Origin of the sequence: Kitasatospora sp. NPDC057500, assembly GCF_042802195.1 — a bacterium.
In the GTDB taxonomy this organism is placed as follows: Bacteria; Actinomycetota; Actinomycetes; order Streptomycetales; family Streptomycetaceae; genus Kitasatospora.
Map to the genome: position 1 here is coordinate 32156 of NZ_JBHVER010000020.1, position 21272 is coordinate 53427.

The following is a 21272-nucleotide window of genomic DNA, read 5'->3' on the forward strand; positions in this document are numbered from 1 at the left end:
CGGAGGAGTACCCCCGCCATGACCACCTTCGCGGAGCCGGCCGTCATCGCCCCCGCCCCCGCCCCTGCCACCGCCGCCACGGCCTCCGGCCTGCTGGCCCGGCTGCGCGCCGCCGTCGCCGCCCACCCCGGCCGGCCCGCCGTGCACGCCGCCGACGGCAGCCTCGACTTCGCCGCCCTGGACCGCCGCACCGCCGCCCTGGCCGCCGCCCTGCGCGCCGCCGGCGTCCGGCGCGGCGACCGGGTCGGCGTCCACCTCGCCCGCACCCTCGACCTGCCCGTCGCCCTGCTCGCCGTCTGGCGGGCCGGCGCCGCGTACGTGCCGCTCGACCCGGCCTACCCCGCCGAGCGGATCGCCTTCACGGCCGCCGACGCCGGCCTGACCGCGGTGGTGAGCGCGGAGGCGGCGCCGCCCGTCCCGGCCGGCGTCGTGGTGCTGCGCCCGGACGCCGCCGGGCCCGGGCCGCTCCAGGACGCCGACCCGCACCCGCTGGACCCCGCCTACGTCATCCACACCTCCGGCTCCACCGGCCGCCCCAAGGGCGTCGAGGTGCCGCACGGCGCCGTCGCCGACCTCGCCGCGGGCCTGGAGGACATCGGCGCCTACCGTCCCGGGCCGTCCGTCGTCGCCTGGAACGCCAGCGTCTCCTTCGACGCCTCCGTCCAGCAGTGGATCCGGATCTGCCGGGGCGACACCCTCGTGGTCGTCGACGACGCCCGGCGCGCCGACCCGGCCCGGCTGGTCGCACTGCTCGCCGAGCACGCCGTCACCGACCTCGACCTGACCCCGTCCCACTGGCAGCTGCTCCGCGAACCGCTGCTCGGCGGCGGCGCGAGCGTCCCGCGCCTGTTCATGGGCGGCGAGCCCGTCCCCGAGCGCACCTGGCGCGAACTGGCCGACGGCGGCATCGAGGCGTTCAACCTGTACGGGCCCACCGAGTGCACCGTCGACGCGATCGCCGCCCGGATCACCGGCCCCGGCCCGCACCTGGGCACGCCGCTGCCCGGCGTCCGCGTGCACCTGCTGGACGAGCGGCTGGCCCCGGTCACCGCGCCCGGCGCGGTCGGCGAACTGTACCTGGGCGGGCCCGGCCTGGCGCACGGCTACGCCGGGCGGCCGGGGCTGACCGCCGGGCGGTTCGTCGCGGACCCGACCGCGCCCGGCGAGCGGATGTACCGCACCGGCGACCAGGCCCGGCGTTCGGCGGACGGACTGCTGGAATACGTCGGGCGGGTCGACCGCCAGGTCAAGGTGCGCGGCTTCCGGATCGAACTCGGCGAGGTCGAGCACGCGGTGGCCGCCCTGGACGGGGTCACCGCCGCCGCGGTCACCGTCCACGAGCCGGCGCCCGGGGACACCCGGCTCGCCGCCTACGTCACCGGCCCCTCGGCCGACCCCGCCGCGCTTCTCGCCGCCCTGCGCCACACCCTCCCCGGCCACCTGGTTCCCTCCACGGTGACCGTCCTGGACGCCCTGCCGCTCACCCCGAACGGCAAGGTCGACCACCGCGCCCTGCCCGCCCCGGCGGTCCCGGCGGCGGCGCCGTCGGACGGGGGCGGGGGAGTGGCGGAGCAGGTCGCCGAGGTGTGGCGCACCGTGCTCGGCGTCCCCGAGGTGCTGCCCGCCGACGACTTCCTCACCCTCGGCGGCCACTCCCTCGCCGCCCTGCGCGTCGTCCACCTGCTGCGCCGCAAGCTCAACGTCGAACTCCAGCTGCGCCACCTGCTCGACGCCCCCGACCTGGCCGCCTTCACCACCACCGTCCGACACGCCGCCACCACCGGCCCGGCCCCCGCCCGCCCCACCCTCACCGCCCGCCGCCCGGCCGTCCGATGACTGGCCCCGAGCACCCGCCGGCATCGCCTCCCGCCGGTGGTCCGATGACAACCGCCACCCGCTTCGGGCCCACAGCGTTCGCCGCCCGCCCGCTGATCTCGGCCTCCGCCGTCGACCCGACGGCCTCCGCTCCGGCCGCCCGTCCCGCGAACTCGCCGGCACCTGCTTCCGGCGCTGCCCCGACGTCGGCCGCCGCCTGCCCCACGGCCCCTGCTCCGCTCGCCGGCCCCGCGACCGCACCTTCTGCCGACCGTCCCGCGGTTCCTGTCACCCACCCGCTGGTGCCCGCGGATGCGGGCTCGGTCGATGGGGTGGTGTCTGGTGGGGGGTGTTCAGCCAGGGTGTCGGTCGTGGTTCCTGCCACCCACCCGGCGACCGCCGTGGCGGCAGCCGGTGGTTGGTCGCCCACGGTGGATCCGCGCGGGGCCGGTGCATGCTCGGTGGTCTCGGCTGACGGGCCCTCGGTTGCGGCTCCTGTGCCGGCCGGCCTGTCGAACGGTCCGTCGGTCGGGCCGCCCGCTGCGGCGGACGCGCCGCAGGTCCCGGTCGCGGTTTCGGCTGACGGCCCGCCGGTGGCCTCGGCCGCAGACCTGGCTGCTGCTCCGGCCGGTGTGTCGGCCCGGCGTTCGGTGGTCTCGGTCGCGGCCGGTCCGGTGATCACCCCGGGCTCGGCGCGGATCGTGCTTCCGGGGCCGCCCGTGCCCGTGGCGGCGGGGCTGTCGGACGGCCGGCCGATCGCCCCGGCCGCTGCGGTGGCCGGCCGTCCGCCGACCGTGGCCCGTCCGTGGTCGGGGCACGCTCCGGCCGACGGTGTGCGCGGCGCCCCGGCCGTCGGTTCGGCCGTCGCGTCGACTGCCGCCGCCGACCCGCGACGGGCCGGGGTGCCGACCCGGTTCCCGGCCGCCACGGCGGCGGGCAGGACCTCTGGCGGCCTGCCGATCGGCCCCGCCGCGGACCTCCCGGGCCCGGGGCATGCAGAGGTCTCCTCCGGGCCGCCTGTCTCCGTGGCCGGCGGCTCCTCCGACGGTCCGCCGACAGCATCCCGCCCGGGCCCGGGGCGTGCCTCGGAGCCGGGCGCGCCCGGACCGGCGAGAGGGGGCGCGGCGGAGGCTCGGCCCTCCGCCTCCTCCCGTCCGCCGATCACCGCCCGGCCGCGCCCCGCCGCAGGCGCCCTCCCGCACCGTCCGCCGACCGGCGTCCGCCCGAGGCCGGTAGCAGCTCCGCCACCGGCGCCGGTGCCGCCGCCCGTCCGGGCCGTGCCCGCCGCGCGCCCCCGGGCCGAGGGGGACTGGTTCCTCCTCCCGGCCCCCCAACCCGCCGCGCCCGTACGGCTGTTCTGCTTCCCGCACGCCGGGGGCGACGCCACCGCCTTCACGCCGCTCGCCCGGGCCATCGCGCCCGCCGCCGAGGTGTGGGCGCTGCGGCCGCCGGCCCGGGGCGGCCGCAGCCGGGACCCGATGCCCGCCGACTTCGCGGCCCTGGTCGAGGCCGCTGCCCAAGCCCTCGCCCCGCACCTCGGGGCCGGCCGCCGGGTCGCCTTCTACGGGCAGAGCTTCGGCGCCCTGCTCGCCTACGAGGTGGCCCGGGCGCTGCCCGCCGACCGACGGCCCGAGCTGGTGGTGGTGGCCGGGGCGCCGTGCCCGGCCGAGTGGACCGAGCGCGAGTCCAAGGACCTCGACGCGGGTGAACTCCTGCGCCTGACGGGCCTGGAGGAGCTGGTCCGGGCCGATCCGGAGCTGGTCGAGCTCGCCCTCGGCGGCATCCGCACCGACCTCGCCGTGAGCGCCACCTACCGCCACCGCCCGCACGCGCCGATCGGCTCCGCGCTCTACGCGCTGGCCGGCGCCGACGACCCGATGCTCGCCACCACCGACCTCACCGGCTGGGCCGCCCACACCCGGGGCGCCTTCGGCCACCGCGTCCTGCCCGGCGGGCACCTGCTCGCCACCGTCGACCGGCCCGGCCCGGTCGACCTCCTGAGCACCCTCCTGAACCCCCTCCCGACCAGCACCGAGGAGCAGCAGCCATGGTGACCACCACCTCCGTCGACCTCACCGACCCCGCCCTGTGGGCGCGCCCCGACACCCCGGAGCTGGTCGCCGAACTCCGGGCCGAGGCGCCCGTGCACCGCACCGACACCGTCGACGACGGGCCGATCTGGTCGGTGATGACCTACCGGGAGTCGGCCGACGTGCTGCGCAACGCGGCCGTGTTCAGCTCGGAGTCCGGCTCGCTGCTGGGCGCCGGCGTCGGCAACGTCCCGGTCGGCTCGGGCCGGATGATGGCCCTCACCGACCCGCCCCGGCACCGTGAACTGCGGGCCCCCGCCAACCCGTTCTTCTCCAAGGGCGGGGTGCGCGGCGCCTCCCGCTCGATCGCCGACCGGGCCGCCGAACTGTTCGACCGGGCCGTGGAGCAGGGCGAGGCGGACCTCGTCGACGTGGTCTCCGCGCTGCCGCTGGCCGTCATGTGCGACCTGCTGGACGTCCCGGAGCAGGACCGCGACATGATGGTCCGGGTCTGCGACGTGGCGTTCCTCGGCGCCACCCCGGAGGAACGCCGGGCCGGGCACCAGCAGTTGATCCCCTACCTGCTGCACCAGGTGATGCTGCGGCGCAGCGATCCGCGCGACGACCTCATCTCGATGATGGCCACCTACAAGGTGAACGGCCGGCTGCTGCCGGTCGAGGACGTCGTGCTCAACCTGGACAACATCGTGGTCGGCGGGGTCCAGACGGTCCGCCACACCGCCGCGATGGGGCTGCACACCCTGGTCAACCGCCCCGACCTGTGGCGGAAGCTGCAGCGCGGCGAGGTGTCCATGGACTCCGCCGTGGACGAGCTGCTGCGCTGGACCTCGGTCGGGCTGCACACGCTGCGCACCGCCACCAGGGACATCGAGCTGGCCGGGCGGCAGATCCGGCGCGGCGACCGGGTGGCGGTCTGGGTGTGGTCGGCGAACCGGGACCCGGAGGCCTTCGAGGCACCGGAGGAGATCCGCCTGGACCGCTCGCCCAACAAGCACCTGGCGCTCGGCCTGGGCGCCCACTACTGCATCGGCGCGCCGCTGGCGAAGACCGAGCTGAGCGCGCTGTTCACGGCGGCGCTGGAGAAGGCGTCGTCGATCGAGCCGGCCGGTCCGGTGGAGTACAACCGCTCGATCATCAACTTCGGCCTGGACCGCTTCCCGGTTCGTCTCGCACCCCGCTGAGCGCCGCACGGCACCATCCCGCACAGCACAGCACGGCACCATCCCGCGCACACCCGCCCCGCGCCGAGGCCCGCGCAGGAGGACGGCAGTCATGGAACTGCCGCTCTCCTGCCGGGCCTCGTGCCGCTTCCGGGCCGGGCCCGCCCCTACCTTCGAACCACCGCACCACGACCACCCGCGACCACCACCTCACCGAGGAGACCACCGTGAGCAACCCGTTCGAGGACGACAGCGCCGGCTACCTCGTCCTGGTCAACGACGAGAACCAGCACTCGCTCTGGCCGGTCTGGATCGACGTGCCGGCCGGCTGGACCACCGTCCACGGCGAGGCCCCCCGCCAGGAGTGCCTGGACTGGATCGAGGCCAACTGGACCGACATCCGCCCGGCCTCGCTGGTCGCCGGCCTCGACCGCCGGTGAGCGCCGCCATGGTCACCTGGGAGCTGAACCCCGGCCGCCCGGCCCTCGCCCACGTGCCGGCCGTCGCCGACCTCGCCGAGGGCTGCGCCTGGCTGCGGGCCCACGAGGACGAGCTGACCGCCGCGCTGCACGAGCACGGCACGGTCTTCCTGCGCGGCCTGCCGGTCGCCGCCACCGAGGACGTCGCCGCCGTCCGCGACGTGCTGATCCCCGAGCCCACCCCGTACCGGGAGAAGGCCACCCCGCGCAGCGACTTCGGCAACGGCGTCTTCTCGTCGACGGACCTGGCGGCCGCCCTGCCGATCCGGATGCACAACGAGAACAGCTACACGCTGACCTTCCCCGGCCGGCTGCTGTTCGCCTGCCTGATCGCCCCGGAGGAGGGCGGCGCCACCCCGACGGCGGACGTCCGCAAGGTCCTCGCCGCCCTGCCGCCGCACCTGGCGGAGCGCGGCCGGACCTCCGGCTGGACGCTCAGCCGCAGCTACTCGGAGTACGTCTCGCTGCCCTGGCGGACCGCCTTCGCCACCGAGGACCCCGCCGAGGTCGAGCGCTACTGCCGGGAGAACGGCATCAGCTGGGAGTGGCTGGAGGACGGAACCCTGCGCACCAGCCAGCTGCGCCCGGCCACCATCCACCACCCGCACACCGGCGAGGAGGCCTGGTTCAACCACCTGGCCTTCTGGAACGAGTGGTCGCTGGACCCGGACATCCGGGAGGCCATGGTCGAGGAGTTCGGCCCGGACGGCCTGCCGTTCAACACGGGCTTCGGCGACGGCGAGCCGCTCACCCGCGAGGACGCCGACGCGCTGAACGCCGCCTACGAGGCGGCCACCGTCCGGGAGACCTGGCAGGTCGGCGACGTGATGCTGGTCGACAACGTGCTCTGCGCGCACGGCCGCGACCCGTACCGCGGCGACCGGAAGATCGCCGTCGCGATGGGCCGCCCGGTCGACGTCCTCGACTGCCGCCCCTCGGTCCTGCCGACCACCGCCGTCGCCGCGTGACGGCGCCCCCCACCCGCCCGTGACGTGAGCAGAGGAAGCACCGTGATCCCGGTTTCGTACGCACAACAGCGTCTGTGGCTGATCGACCAGATCGAAGGGCCGACCGCGCTCTACAACCTGCCGTTCGCGGTCCGCCTGCGCGGCCCGCTCGACACCGCCGCGCTGCGCGCCGCGACGGCGGACGTGGTCGCCCGGCACGAGGCCCTGCGCACGGTGTTCCCGGTGGACGACGAAGGCGTGCCGGTGCAGCACATCCTGCCGTCCGAGGAGGCGTCGATCGCCTTCGCGACGGTGGAGTGCGCATCGGCCGGCTACCCGGCCCTGCGGGACGCGGAAGCCGCCCACACCTTCGACCTGAGAACCGAACTCCCCATCCGGGTCACGGTCTTCTCGCTCACCCCGACCGACGGGGGAACCCCCGAGCACGTGCTGCTCGTGGTGCTGCACCACATCGCCGGCGACGGCTGGTCGCTCGGCCCGCTGCTGCGCGACCTCGCCGCCGCCTACTCCGCCCGCCTCACGGCCGCCGAGCCGCAGTGGGAGCCGCTGCCGGTCCAGTACGCCGACTACGCCCTGTGGCAGCGCGAGCTGCTCGGCGAGGAGTCCGACCCGCACAGCCTGATGAGCCGTCAACTCGACTACTGGAGAGGAGTCCTGTCCGGCCTGCCGGAGGAGCTTGAGCTTCCGGCGGACCGCCCCCGCCCGCCCGTGCCGACCGGCGCCGCCGACGCCGTGCCGTTCGCCTTCCCGCCCGCCCTGCACGCCGCGCTGGCCGACCTCGCCCGCGGCCACCGCGCCACCCTGTTCGCGGTGCTCCAGGCGGGCCTGGCCGCGCTGTTCACCCGGCTCGGCGCCGGTACCGACATCCCGCTCGGCACCGGCGTGGCCGGCCGCTCCGACGAGGCGCTGAGCGACCTGGTCGGCTTCTTCGTCAACACGCTGGTCCTGCGCACCGACACTTCCGGCGACCCGTCCTTCGCCGAACTCCTCGGCCGCGTGCGGGAGTCCCAGCTGGACGCCTTCGCGAACCAGGACGTGCCGTTCGAGCGGCTGGTCGAGGAGGCCAACCCCGCCCGCGCGCTCGGCCGCCACCCGCTGTTCCAGACCCTGCTGGTGCTCCAGAACCACGAGGAGGGCGAACTCGGCCTGCCCGGTCTAGAGTCGGCGCCCGAGCCGCTCGGCCTGCGGGTCGCCAAGTTCGACCTCAACATCGGCGTCACCGAGCGGCACGGCCCGGACGGCGCCCCGGCCGGCCTGGAGGGCTCGGTCGAGTACGCGGCCGACCTGTACGACCGGGCCACCGTCACCGCCCTGTTCGAGCGCTTCGGCCGGCTGCTCGCCGCCGCCGCTGCCGACCCGCAGGCGCCGATCGGCACCCTGGACGTCCTCGCCCCCGAGGAGCACGCCCGCCTCGCCGAGGATTGGAACGCCACCGCCGCGCCCGTCCGCACCGGCTCGCTGCCCGCCCTGTTCGAGGCCCGGGCCGCCCGTACCCCGGACGCGGTCGCCCTCGCCCACGACGGCGGCGCCGTGACGTACGTCGAGCTCAACGCCCGCGCCAACCGCCTCGCCCACCACCTGGTCGCGGCGGGCGTCGGCCCGGAGTCGCCGGTCGCCCTGCTCATGGAGCGCTCGGTGGACCTGGTGGTCGCCACCCTCGCCGTGCTCAAGGCCGGCGGCTGCTACGTGCCGATGCACGCGAGCCTGCCGCCCGAGCGGATGACCGCGCTGCTCGCCGACACCGCGGCGCCCGTCCTGCTCACCGACCGTGCCGAGCCCGGCTTCGCGCACACCGCCACCGTGGTCCGCCCCGGCGACGAGGCGCACGCGCCGGACCACGACCTCGCGCTGCCCGTCCACCCGGACCGGCTGGCCTACGTGATGTTCACCTCCGGCTCCACCGGCACCCCCAAGGGCGTCGCCGTCCGCCACCGCGACGTCGTCGACCTCGCCGACGACCGCCGCTGGCGCGACGGCCGGCACGAGCGGATCCTGCTGCACTCCCCGCACGCCTTCGACGCCGCCACCTACGAGCTGTGGGCGCCGCTGCTGCACGGCGGCACGGTCGTCGTCGCCCCGCCCGGCACCCTGGACGCCGCCGCCCTGCACGCCCTCGCCGTCCGGCACGGCGTCACCGCCGTCTTCCTCACCAAGGCGCTGTTCGACCTGGTCGCCGAGCAGGCCCCGGAGGCCTTCCGCGCGCTGCGCACCGTCTGCACCGGCGGCGAGGCCGCGTCCGGCACCCTGATGCGCCGGGTCCTCGACCACTGCCCGGACCTGCTGCTCGCCCACGTCTACGGGCCCACCGAGGCCACCACCTTCGCCACCCACCACCACCTGCTGCCCGCCGACCTGGACGGCCCCCGGGCGCCGATCGGCCTGCCGCTGGACAACATGCGCGCCCACGTCCTGGACGCCCGCCTCCGGCCGGTGCCGCCCGGCGTGCCCGGCGAGCTGTACATCGCCGGCGCGGGCCTGGCCCGCGGCTACTGGCACCGGGCCGCGCTGACCGCCGAGCGCTTCGTCGCCGACCCCTACGGCGAGGGCGGCCGGATGTACCGCACCGGCGACCTGGTGCGCCGCCGGGCCGACGGCGCCATCGAGTTCCTCGGCCGGATCGACGGCCAGGTCAAGCTGCGCGGGTTCCGGATCGAGCTCGGCGAGATCGAGGCCGCGCTCTCCCGCCACCCCGCCGTGCGCCAGGTCGTCGTGGTCGCCCGCGAGGACCGCCCCGGCGACACCCGGCTGGTCGGCTACTGCGCCGCCGCCCTCGACACCGCCACCGAGAGCGACGCCACCGAGAGCGCCGCCACCGCCAGCGCCGAACTCGCGGCCGCGCTCAAGCGGTTCGCCGCCGAGACGCTGCCCGGCTACATGGTCCCGTCCGCCGTCGTGGTGCTTCCCGCGCTGCCGCTGAACGCCAACGGCAAGGTCGACCGGCGCGCCCTGCCCGCCCCCGACCTCACCGCCGACGCCGCCGGCACCGGCCGCGCCCCGCGCGACGAGCGCGAGCAGGTCCTGTGCGCGCTGTTCGGCGAACTCCTCGGCCTCGACGACGTCACCATCGACGACGACTTCTTCGCCCTCGGCGGCCACTCCCTGCTCGCCACCCGCCTGGTCGGCCGGGTGCGCGCCGAACTCGGCGCCGAACTCGCCATCGGCGACCTCTTCCGGGCCCCGACCGTCGCCGCCCTCGCCGCCCGCATCGCCGGCGCCCCGGCCCGCCCCGCGCTGCGCCCCGAGCCGCGCCCCGAGCACCTGCCGGTCTCCTTCGCCCAGCGCCGCCTCTGGTTCCTCGGCAAGGCCGAGGGCCCCGCCGCCACCTACAACGTCACCCTCGCCCTGCGGCTGACCGGCCCGCTGGACACCGCCGCCCTCGAAGCCGCCCTCGGCGACGTCGCCGACCGCCACGAGAGCCTGCGCACCGTCTTCACCGAACGCGACGGCGTGCCGCACCAGCGGGTGCTGCCCGCGCCGCCCGCCCCGCTGCTCACCGTCACCGACCGCCCCGCGCAGGACCTCGTCCACCACACCTTCGACCTGGCCGCGGACGTCCCGCTGCACGCCTACCTGCGCCCCGAGGGCCCCGAGGAGCACGTCCTCACCCTGGTGATGCACCACATCGCCAGCGACGGCTGGTCGCTGCGCCCGCTGTTCCGCGACCTCGCCGAGGCCTACTCCGCCCGCCGCGCCGGTGCCGCGCCCGAGTGGGCGCCGCTGCCCGTCCAGTACGCCGACTACACCCTCTGGCAGTACCGGCTGCTCGGCGCGGAAAACGACCCCGGGTCACTGCTCCGCGGTCAGCTCGCCCACTGGCGCGAGGCCCTGGCCGGCCTGCCCGACGAGCTGCCGCTGCCGCTGGACCGCCCGCGCCCGCCGGTGCCCACCCACCGCGGCGACGTCGTCGAACTGGAACTCGACGCCGCCCTGCACACCCGGCTCACCGCCCTGGCCGCCGAGCACGGCGCCACCCTGTTCATGGTTCTCCAGGCCGCCTACGCCGCCCTGCTGCACCGCTTCGGCGCCGGCGACGACCTGCCGATCGGCACCCCGCTGGCCGGCCGGCTGGACACCGCGCTCGACGACCTGGTCGGCTTCTTCGCCAACACCCTGGTGCTGCGCACCGACCTCGGCGGCGCGCCCACCTTCGCCGAGCTGCTGGGCCGGGTCCGGGAGGCCGGACTGGCCGCCTACGCCCACCAGGACGTGCCGTTCGAGCGGCTGGTCGAGGAGCTCAACCCGGCCCGCACGCTGGCCCGGCACCCGTTGTTCCAGGTGATGATCGCCTTCGACAACACCGCCGGCGGCGGCCCCGCCTTCCCCGGCACCCGCGCCGCCTACGAGCCGCTCGGCCTGCCCACCACGCCCTTCGACCTCACCCTCAACCTCTCGGAGCGCCACCACCCCGACGGCGCCCCGGCCGGGATCGCCGGCGGCCTGGAGTTCGCCGTCGACCTGTTCGACCGCGCCACCGCCGAACGGCTGGCCGCCGCGCTGGTCCACCTGCTCGCCCAGGCCGCCGAGCACCCGCACCGCCCGATCGCCGACCTGGACGTGCTCGGTGCGGCGGGGCACGCGGCGCTCGCCCGCTGGCACGACACCGCCCGACCCGGCGGCGAGGTGCTGCTCCCGGCCGCCTTCGCCGCCCAGGCCGCCGCCACCCCGGCCGCGACCGCCCTGGTCTTCGGCGAACTAAGCCTGAGCTACGCCGAGTTGAACGACCGCGCCAACCGCCTCGCGCACGGCCTGGCCGCCGCCGGCATCGGCCCCGAGTCGCTGGTCGCGCTCGCCGTGCCCCGCTCGGCCGAGTCGATCGTCGCCCTGCTCGCCGTGCTCAAGGCCGGCGCCGCCTACCTGCCGCTGGACTCCGACTACCCGCGCGACCGGCTCGCCCACATGCTGGCCGACGCCCGCCCGGCCGTCGTGCTCAGCACCGAGGGCTGGCCGCTGCCCGAGGTGCTGGACGGCCTGACCGTGCTGCCCGCCGACGCCGCCGCCTGGGCGGACCGGCCCGCCGGCGACCCGCCCGTGCGGGTCGGCCCCGAGCACGCCGCCTACGTCATCTACACCTCCGGCTCCACCGGCCGCCCCAAGGGCGTCGTGGTCCGCCACGGCGGCCTCGCCAACCTGTACGGATTCCACCGCGACGAAACCCTCGGGCTCGCCCGACAGGCCCACCCCGGGCGGCGGTTCACCTTCGCCTCGACCGCCTCGACGTCCTTCGACACCTTCCTCGAAGGGGTGCTCTGGCTGGTCGCCGGCCAGGAGCTGCACCTGCTGGACGACGACCTGCGCCGCGACGCCGCCGCCATCGTCCGCTACCTCGCCCGCACCGGCGCCGACGTCCTCGACGTCACCCCCGGCCAGGCCGAACGGCTGGTCGAGGAAGGCCTGCTCACCGGCTGCCCGCCGGCCGTCCTGATGCTCGGCGGCGAAGCCTGCGGCCAGCACCTGTGGACCACCCTGTCCGCCGCCCCCGACACCCTCGCGCTCAACATCTACGGACCCACCGAGTGCACCGTCGACGCCCTGCACCACCGCCTCGACGCCACCGTGACCCGGCCGGTGATCGGCCGCGCGCTGTCCAACCTGCGCGCCCACCTCCTCGACGAGCGGCTGCGTCCGGTTCCGGTCGGCGTGCCCGGCGAGCTGTACCTGAGCGGCGTGGGCCTGGCCCGCGGCTACCTCGGCCGCCCGGCGCTGACCGCCGAGCGCTTCGTCGCCGACCCGTACGACGACGGCGCCCGGATGTACCGCACCGGCGACCTCGCCCGCCGCCGCGCCGACGGCACGGTGGAGTTCCTCGGCCGCACCGACCACCAGGTGAAGGTGCGCGGCTTCCGGATCGAGCCCGGCGAGATCGAGACCGTCCTGGCCGCCCACCCGGACGTGCGGCAGGCCGCCGTGCTCCCGCACCGGGACGGCACGGCCGGCACCCGGCTGGTCGCCTACCTGGTCACCGGCGCCGACCCGGCCGAGGTGCGCGCCCACGCGGCCGCCGCCCTGCCCGACTACATGGTCCCGGCCGCCTTCGTGACGCTGGACGCGCTGCCGCTCAACGTCAACGGCAAGCTCGACCGGGCCGCCCTGCCCGCCCCCGACTTCACCGCGACCGCCGGCGGCCGGGCCGCCCGCGACGCCCGCGAGGAGATCCTCTGCGGCCTGTTCGCCGACGTCCTCGGCCTGCCCGGCGCCGTCTCGATCGACGACGACTTCTTCGCCCTCGGCGGCCACTCGCTGCTCGCCACCAGGCTGCTCAGCCGCGTCCGCGCCACCCTCGGCGCCGAACTCGGCATCCGGGACGTCTTCGAGGCCCCGACCGTCGCCGGCCTCGCCGACCGCCTGGACGGCGCCGACGCCCGGCCCGCGCTCACCGCCGGCGAGCGCCCGGAGCGCCTGCCGCTCTCCTTCGCCCAGCAGCGGCTCTGGCTGATCGACCGGATGGAGGGCCCCGGCGCCCTCTACAACATGCCGCTCGCGCTGCGCCTGACCGGCGAACTCGACCTCGCCGCGCTCACCGCCGCGCTGGCCGACCTGACCGCCCGGCACGAGAGCCTGCGCACCGTGATCGCCGAGCACGACGGCGAGCCCCACCAGCGGATCCTCCCCGGCGCCGCCGTGCCGGTCGAACTCCTCGACTGCGCACCGGAGTCCGTCGAGGCCGAGGTCGAGCGCGCCGCCCGCCGCCCGTTCGACCTGGCCGCCGAACCGCCCGTCCGGGTCACCCTGCTGCGCATCGCCGAGCACGACCACGTGCTCGTCGTCGCCCTGCACCACATCGTCGGCGACGGCTGGTCGATGGGCCCGCTGCTGCGCGACCTCGCCGAGGCCTACACCCTGCGCCTGGGCGGAGAGTCGCCGGTGCGCGACCCGCTGGCCGTCCAGTACGCCGACTACGCGCTGTGGCAGCGCCGACTGCTCGGCGACGAGGCCGACCCGCAGAGCCTCGCCGCCCGCCAACTCGCCTACTGGCGCGAGACCCTGGCAGGGCTGCCGGAGGAGATCGCGCTGCCCGTCGACCGCCCGCGCGGCACCCGGGCCGACCACCGCGGCGGCCGGGTCGCGCTGCCGATCGGCCCCGCGCTCCACCGCTCCCTGGTCGCGCTGTCCCGCGAGCACCGGGTCACCCTCTTCATGACCTGCCAGGCCGCGCTGGCCGCGCTGCTCACCCGCCTGGGCGCCGGCACCGACGTGCCGATCGGCTCGGTGGTGGCCGGCCGCTCGGACGAGGCGCTGGACGACCTGGTCGGCTTCTTCGTCAACACCCTGGTCCTGCGCACCGACACCTCGGGCGACCCCTCCTTCACCGAACTCCTCGGCCGGGCGAGGGAGACCGGCCTCGGCGCCTACGCCCACCAGGACGTGCCGTTCGAGCGCCTGGTCGAGGAGCTCAACCCGGCCCGCTCGCTGGCCCGGCACCCGCTGTTCCAGGTCGCGATGGTCCTCCAGTCCACCGGTGAGGGCGAGTTGGAGCTGCCCGGCCTGAGCGTCGAGGCGCTGCCCTCGGACACCGGCGTCGCCAAGTTCGACCTGAACGTCACCCTGGAGGAGTTCTTCGGCCCCGACGGCACCCCCGCCGGCATGGACTGCGCGATCGACTACGCGACCGACCTGTTCGACCGGGAGACGGCGGAGGCGATCGCCGCCCGCTTCGGCCGGCTGCTGACCGCCGTCGTGGCCGACCCCGGGCAGCCGATCGGCCGGGCGGACCTGCTCGCCGACGGCGAGCGCGCGGAACTCCTCGGCGGCCACCGCCCGTTGCCCGGGCACGTGCCGCTGGTCCCGGAGGCCTTCGCCGCGCAGGCGGCGGCGACACCCGAGGCGACCGCCCTGGTCTTCGGCGGAACCCGGCTCGACTACGCCGAGTTGGACGCCCGGGCCAACCGGCTCGCGCACGGCCTGCTGGCCGCCGGCATCGGCCCGGAGTCCGTGGTCGCGCTCGCCCTGCCCCGCTCGGCGGAGACCGTGGTCGCCCAACTGGCCGTGCTCAAGGCCGGCGCCGCCTTCCTGCCGCTGGACGCCGAGTACCCGCTGGAGCGCACCGCCCACATGCTGGCCGACGCCCGCCCGGCCGTTGTGCTCAGCACCGAGGGCTGGCCGCTGCCCGAGGCACTGGACGGCCTGACCGTGCTGCCCGCCGACGCCGCCGCCTGGGCCGACCGGCCCGCCGGCGCCCCGGCCGTCCGCACCGACCCGGCCGACGCCGCCTACGTCATCTACACCTCCGGCTCCACCGGCCGCCCCAAGGGCGTGCTGGTCACGCACGGTTCGATCGCGGCGCTGCTGGCCCAGCACCGGGCCGAGACCTTCCACGGGCGGGCCGAGGGCCGGCTGCGCGTCGCACTCACCGCCTCGCTCTGCTTCGACGCCTCCTGGGACAGCCTGCTCTGGATGGTCGCCGGGCACGAACTGCACCTGATCGGCGACGACCTGCGCCGCGACGCCGCCGCGCTCGTCCAGCACCTGCACACCGCCCGGATCGGCGTCGTCAACGTCACCCCGAGCTACGCCGAACAGCTCGTCGCCGAGGGCCTGCTGGACGGCGGGGGCGCCCCGCGGGTGCTGCTCCTCGGCGGCGAGGCGGTCGGCCAGGCCCTGTGGACCAGGCTGCGCGAGGCCGCCCCGCACACCACCGGCCACAACCTCTACGGCCCCACCGAGGCCACCGTCGACACCCTGCTCCAGTCCTACGCCGACTCCGAGCGCCCCTCGCTGGGCCACACCGTGCTCGGCACCCGCGCCTACGTCCTCGACGAGCACCTGACCCCCGTCCCGGCCGGCGTGCCCGGTGAGCTCTACCTGGCCGGCCACAGCCTGGCCCGCGGCTACCTCGGCCGGGCCGCCCTCACCGCCGAGCGCTTCGTCGCCGACCCCTTCACACCCGGCACCCGGATGTACCGCACCGGCGACCTGGTCCGGCGCACCCGCGACGGCGGCCTCGACTGCCTCGGCCGCACCGACCACCAGGTCAAGGTCCGCGGCTTCCGCATCGAACTCGGCGAGATCGAGCAGGCCCTGGCCCGTCACGAGACCGTCCGCCAGGCCGTCGTCACCGTCCACGAGAGCGCCGACGGGGACCGCCGACTGGTCGCCCACTGCGCCACCGGCGCCGCGTCCGGCCCCGAACTCGCCCAGGAACTCCGCCGGTTCGCCGCCGACTGGCTGCCCGCCTACATGGTCCCGGCCGCCGTCGTCCCGCTCGCCGCCCTCCCGCTGACCGGCAGCGGCAAGATCGACCGCAACGCCCTGCCCGCCCCCGACCTCACCCTGTCCGCCGGCGGCCGCGCGGCCCGCACCACCCGCGAGGAACTGCTCTGCGGACTGTTCGGCGAAGTCCTCGGAGCGGACCGGGTCACGATCGACGACGACTTCTTCGCCCTCGGCGGCCACTCGCTGCTGGCCATGAAGCTGGCCGGCCGGGTCCGGACCACCCTCGGCGCCGAACTCGGCATCCGGGACGTCTTCGAGGCCCCGACCGTCGCCGGCCTCGCCCAGCGGCTGGACGGCGGAGCGCAGGCCCGCCCCGCCCTCACCGCGGGCGGGCGCCCGCAGCGGCTGCCGCTCTCCTTCGCCCAGCGCCGGCTCTGGCTGATCGACCGGATGGAGGGCCCGAGCTCCCTCTACAACCTGCCGCTGGCCCTGCGGATCGGCGGCCCGCTCGACCCCGCCGCGCTGGCCGCCGCGCTGGCCGACCTGGTCGCCCGGCACGAGAGCCTGCGCACGGTGATCGCCGAGCAGGACGGCGAGCCGTACCAGCGGATCGTCCCCGCCGAGGAGGCCCGCGTCCCCTTCGAGCACCGCACCACCGCGCCCGCCGACCCCGCCGCCGCGCTGGCCGGGTACGCGGACCTGCCCTTCGACCTCGCCGCCGACCTGCCGATCCGCGCCCAGCTCCTCCCGGCGGGCGACGGCAGCGGCGACCACCTGCTGCTCCTCGTCCTGCACCACATCGCCGGTGACGGCCGGTCGATGGAGCCGCTGCTGCACGACCTCGCCGCCGCCTACGCCGCCCACCGCGACGGCACCGCGCCCGACCGGCGCCCGCTGCCCGTCCAGTACGCCGACTACGCGCTGTGGCAGCGCCGACTGCTCGGCGACGAGGCCGACCCGCAGAGCCTCGCCGCCCGCCAACTCGCCTACTGGCGCGAGGCCCTGGCAGGCCTGCCGGAGGAGATCGCGCTGCCCGCCGACCGCCCCCGGCGCGCCGACAGCTCCCACCGCGGCGAGCGCGTCGTCCTGCCGCTCGGCGCCGAACTCCACGGCGGCCTGGTCCGGTTGGCGCGCGAGCACCGGGTGACGATGTTCATGGCCCTGCAAGCCGGACTCGCCGCGCTGCTCACCCGCCTCGGCGCCGGCACCGACGTGCCGATCGGCTCGGTGGTGGCCGGCCGCTCGGACGAGGCGCTGGACGACCTGGTCGGCTTCTTCGTCAACACCCTCGTGCTGCGCACCGACAGTTCCGGCGACCCGGCCTTCACCGAACTGCTGCGCCGGGTCCGGGAGACCCAGCTGGACGCCCACGCGAACCAGGACGTGCCGTTCGAGCGGCTGGTCGAGGAGCTCAACCCGGCCCGATCGCTGGCCCGCCACCCGCTGTTCCAGGTCATGCTGCTGCTGGAGGGCGCCGGCCAGGGCGCCACCGGCGGCGACGCCCCGCTCGACCTGGCCGGCCTGCCGGCCGCGGTCGAACCGGTCGGCGGCCACGTCGCCAAGTTCGACCTCTCCGTCGGCATGGGGGAGTCCTACGACGCCGACGGCGCCCCGGCCGGTCTGGAGTGCGCGATCGACTACGCCACCGACCTGTTCGACCGGGAGACCGTGGAGGCGATCGCCGCCCGCTTCGGCCGGCTGCTGACCGCCGTCGTGGCGGACCCGGACCGGCCGATCGGCCGGATCGACCTGCTCGACGACCGTGAGCGCGCCGAACTCCTCCCCGCCGCACCGGAGGTGCCCGCCGGGGCCCCGCTGCTCCCGGCCGCCTTCGCCGCGCAGGTGGCGGCGACCCCCGGGGCGACCGCGCTGGTCTTCGGCGACACCCGGCTCGGCTTCGCCGAACTGGACGCCCGCGCCGAGCACCTCGCCGCCCGGCTGCGGGCGGCCGGCGCCGGACCGGACGCGGTGGTCGCCCTGGCCCTGCCGCGCTCGGCGGAGACGGTGGTGGCCCTGCTCGCCGTCCTCAAGGCCGGCGCCGCCTCGCTCCCGCTGGACGCCGAGTACCCGGCCGACCGGACGGCGGCGATGCTCGCCGACGCCGCGCCCGCCCTGGTCGTCACCGGCGACGGCTGGCCGCTGCCGGAACTGCTCGCCGGGCTGCCCACCCTGCCGGTGCACCCGGACGATCCCGTCGACCCGGCCCCCGTCCCGGCCCCGGCCGCCGCTCCCGACCCGGCCGACGCCGCCTACGTCATCTACACCTCCGGCTCCACCGGCCGCCCCAAGGGCGTGGTGGTGACCCACGGTTCGATCGCCGCCCTGCTGGCCCACCACCGGGCCGACACCTTCGGCGCGGCCGAGCGCGCCCACGGCCGGCTGCGCGTCGCACTCACCGCCTCGCTCTGCTTCGACGCCTCCTGGGACAGCCTGCTCTGGATGGTCGCCGGGCACGAACTGCACCTGATCGGCGACGACCTGCGCCGCGATGCCACCGCCCTGGTCCGCTACGTCCGCACCGCCCGGATCGGCGCCGTCGGCATCACCCCGAGCTACGCCGAACAGCTCGTCGCCGAGGGCCTGCTGGACGGCGGGGGCGCCCCGCGGGTACTGCTCCTCGGCGGCGAGGCGGTCGGCCAGGCCCTGTGGACCAGGCTGCGCGAGGCCGCCCCGCACACCGCGGCGCGCAACCTCTACGGCCCCACCGAGTCCACCGTCGACGCCCTCACCCACCCCTTCGCCGCCACCGCCCGCCCGTCCCTCGGCCGTACCGTGCTCGGCACCCGCGCCCAGGTGCTCGACGCGTACCTGAACCCGGTCCCGCCCGGCGTCCCCGGCGAGCTCTACCTGTCCGGCGCGGGCCTGGCCCGCGGCTACCTGGGCCGGGCCGCCCTCACCGCCGAGCGCTTCGTCGCCGACCCGTTCACGCCGGGCGCCCGGATGTACCGCACCGGCGACCTGGTCCGGCGCACCCGCGACGGCGGCCTCGACTACCTCGGCCGCACCGACCACCAGGTCAAGGTCCGCGGCTTCCGCATCGAACTCGGCGAGATCGAGCACGTGCTCACCCGCCACCCCGCCGTCCTGGCCGCCACCGTGACCGCCCGCGAGGACGGCCCCGCCGGCCCCCGCCTGGTCGCCTACGTGGTCAACGCCGGCACCACCGCGCCCGACCCCGCCGAACTGCGTGCCTTCGTGGCCGAGTCGCTGCCCGGCTACATGGTCCCGGCGGCGGTCGTCCCGCTCGACGCCTTCCCGCTGACCGGCAGCGGCAAGGTCGACCGGCGCGCCCTGCCCGCGCCCGACCTCACCGCCTCGCCCGTCGGCCGCGCACCCCGCACCCCGCGCGAGGAGGTGCTCTGCCGGCTCTTCGCCGACGTCCTCGGCGTCCCCGCGGTCACCGTCGACGACGGCTTCTTCGACCTCGGCGGCCACTCGCTGCTCGCCATGAAGCTGCTCGGCCGCGTCCGTGCCGTCCTCGGCGCCGAACTCGGCATCCGGGACGTCTTCGAGGCCCCGACCCCGGCCGGGCTCGCCCGCCGCCTCGACCGCACCGAAGGGGAGCGCCCGGACGCCCTGGAGGTCCTGCTCCCGCTGCGCGCCGACGGCACCGGGGCCCCGCTGTTCTGCGTCCACCCGGCCGCCGGCATCAGCTGGGTCTACTCCGGCCTGCTGCGCCACCTCGATCCGCAGCGCCCGGTGTACGGCCTCCAGGCCCGCGGCCTGCGCGGCGGCTCACCGGCCGCCGTCACCGAGATCGCCGCGGACTACGTGCGGGAGATCCGCGCCGTCCGCCCGCAGGGCCCCTACCACCTGCTCGGCTGGTCCTTCGGCGCGGTGGTCGCCCAGGAGATGGCCGTCCAGCTCCAGGCCGCGGGCCAGGAGGTCGCCCTGCTCGCCCTGCTGGACGGCCTCCCGGCCGGTGCGGTCGCCGAGGAGCACCCGGCCTCCGACGACCCGGTGGAGACCCTCGCCGAACTGCTCGCCTCACTCGGCTACGACCCGGCCGACGGCCGCGGCCAGGCCGACCTGACGGCCCTGCTCGGCGAGGCCGCCGCCCTCCTGCCGGACGTCTTCGAACACCACCGCAAGCTGATGGCCGAGCACGTGCCCGGCCACTACCGGGGCCCGGCCGTCTTCGTCGGCGCCACCGCCGACAAGCCCGCCGACTGGCCGTACGAGGCCGCCTGGGCCCCGTACCTGACCGGCCCCGTCACCGCCCACCGGATCGACTGCGCACACGGAGCCCTGACCCGACCCGAGCCCCTCGCACGGATCGCCGCCGTGCTGGCCGACACGCTGGAGAGTGACCCGCGATGACCACCACTACCGTCCCGGTCGAGCCGCCCGTGCTGGACGACGGCCCCCGCCGCGGACGCTGGGGCCTGTGGGGGCAGGCGAACTTCCGCAAGCTCTGGGTCGGTGAGACGACCAGCGGCCTCGGCACCGCCGTCGGCAACGTCGCCCTCGCCCTGGTGGCGGTGGTGACCCTGGACGCCTCGCCGTTCATGGTCGGCGTGCTGACCGCCTCCGCGTGGGTCCCGTGGCTGTTCCTCGGCCTGCTGGCCGGCGCCTGGGTGGACCGCTGGCCCCGGCTGAAGGTCATGCTGGTCTGCGACCTGCTGCTGCTCCTGCTGTTCGCCAGCGTGCCGGTGGCCGGCTGGTTCGACGCGCTGACCATGGCCCAGCTGATCGCGGTCGCCCTGCTGGCCGGCGCGGTGAAGGTGTTCTTCTCCACCGCGTACGGCGCGGTGCTGCCCGCCCTGGTCGCCAAGGACGACCTGCTGGAGGCCAACGTCAAGCTGCGCTCCGGGGACTCGGCGGCGGAGATCGCCGGCCCCGGCCTGGCGGGCGTGCTCTCCCAGGTGTTCGGCGCGGCCAGCGGACTGCTCGCCGACGCGGTCACCTACCTGGTGTCGGCGCTCTGCGTGGGCACCATCAGGGTGAAGGAGACGCCGCCGCCGGTCTCCGAACGGCGCGGCATCCTGCGCGAGATCGGCGAGGGCGTGCGCTTCCTGGCCGACGACCCCCACCTGCGCACCCTGGCCCTGTTCGGCGCGGTCGGCAACCTCGGCCTCAACGGCATCCAGGCCGTGCAGACGGTCTTCCTGGTCCGCAGCGTCGGGGTCTCGCCCGGCGGCATCGGCGCCGTCTTCGCGGTGGTCTCGGTCGGCGGCCTGGCCGGGGCCGCGCTCGCCGGGCGGATCGCCCGCCGCTTCGGCACCGCCCGCGGGCTGCTGCTCTGCGAACTGGTCGCCGCCCCGTTCATCCTGCTGCTGCCGATGGCCGGCACCCGGCTGCCGCTCGCGGTGAGCGCGCTCGCCTGGTCGGTCGCGGTCTGCGGGGTGGTCGCCGGGAACGTCCTGGCCGGCAGCTTCTACCAGTCCTACTGCCCGCCCGCGATGATCGGCCGGATCAGGGCCAGCGCCTCCACCGTCAACTTCAGCGCCATCCCGGTCGGCGCCCTGCTCGGCGGCTGGCTCGGCGAGGTGCTCGGCGCCCGCACCACCATCTGGATCATGGCGAGCGTGCTGCTCTCGGCCGGCGCCGTCCTGCTGAGCAGCCCGCTGCGCGCCATGCGCGACTTCCCCGAGCGCCCCGACAGCCCCTGATCCCCAGCTCCACCCACCCTCACCCCCGGAGCCCGCC

General features: G+C 76.4%; 7 protein-coding genes. All 7 read left to right on the forward strand.

Features of this window, described 5'->3' with window-relative positions; all coding sequences use genetic code 11:
* Nucleotides 1–18 precede the first annotated feature (18 nt).
* The 7 genes from ACFU74_RS06960 to ACFU74_RS06990 all read left to right on the forward strand — a co-directional run bounded on the left by ACFU74_RS06960 (nt 19) and on the right by ACFU74_RS06990 (nt 21235).
* The gene (locus ACFU74_RS06960; protein WP_380752957.1) at nt 19–1836 is read left to right on the forward strand and encodes a non-ribosomal peptide synthetase; all 1818 of its coding nucleotides are present in this window, start codon (nt 19–21) and stop codon (nt 1834–1836) included.
* 1256 nt (nt 1837–3092) lie between these two features.
* Nucleotides 3093–3869, forward strand: coding sequence for a thioesterase II family protein (locus ACFU74_RS06965; protein WP_380752959.1), 777 nt, complete (start codon nt 3093–3095; stop codon nt 3867–3869).
* The gene (locus ACFU74_RS06970; protein WP_380752961.1) at nt 3863–5047 is read left to right on the forward strand and encodes a cytochrome P450; all 1185 of its coding nucleotides are present in this window, start codon (nt 3863–3865) and stop codon (nt 5045–5047) included. Before ACFU74_RS06965 ends, ACFU74_RS06970 begins: the two co-directional genes overlap by 7 nt.
* Before the next feature lie 206 nt (nt 5048–5253).
* A complete protein-coding gene (locus ACFU74_RS06975; RefSeq protein WP_380622803.1) occupies nt 5254–5466 on the forward strand; it encodes an MbtH family protein in 213 nt (70 codons plus the stop codon).
* An 8-nt stretch (nt 5467–5474) separates the two neighbouring features.
* Nucleotides 5475–6473 (forward strand): TauD/TfdA family dioxygenase, encoded by a 999-nt coding sequence (locus tag ACFU74_RS06980; RefSeq protein ID WP_380753019.1) that lies wholly within the window; start codon nt 5475–5477, stop codon nt 6471–6473.
* 42 nt (nt 6474–6515) lie between these two features.
* A complete protein-coding gene (locus ACFU74_RS06985) occupies nt 6516–19943 on the forward strand; it encodes an amino acid adenylation domain-containing protein (RefSeq protein ID WP_380752964.1) in 13428 nt (4475 codons plus the stop codon).
* Nucleotides 19940–21235 carry an MFS transporter gene (locus ACFU74_RS06990; RefSeq protein WP_380752966.1) on the forward strand — a complete coding sequence of 432 codons (1296 nt, stop codon included), beginning with the start codon at nt 19940–19942 and terminating at the stop codon, nt 21233–21235. The genes ACFU74_RS06985 and ACFU74_RS06990 overlap by 4 nt, the downstream gene beginning before the upstream one ends.
* Nucleotides 21236–21272: the final 37 nt, after the last annotated feature.

What these genes read in the sequence shown, in the direction of transcription:
- ACFU74_RS06960 (WP_380752957.1), top strand. Translation starts at nt 19, where the DNA reads ATGACCACCTTCGCGGAGCCGGCCGTCATCGCCCCCGCCCCCGCCCCT.
- ACFU74_RS06970 (WP_380752961.1), top strand. Translation starts at nt 3,863, where the DNA reads ATGGTGACCACCACCTCCGTCGACCTCACCGACCCCGCCCTGTGGGCG.
- ACFU74_RS06980 (WP_380753019.1), top strand. Translation starts at nt 5,475, where the DNA reads ATGGTCACCTGGGAGCTGAACCCCGGCCGCCCGGCCCTCGCCCACGTG.
- ACFU74_RS06990 (WP_380752966.1), top strand. Translation starts at nt 19,940, where the DNA reads ATGACCACCACTACCGTCCCGGTCGAGCCGCCCGTGCTGGACGACGGC.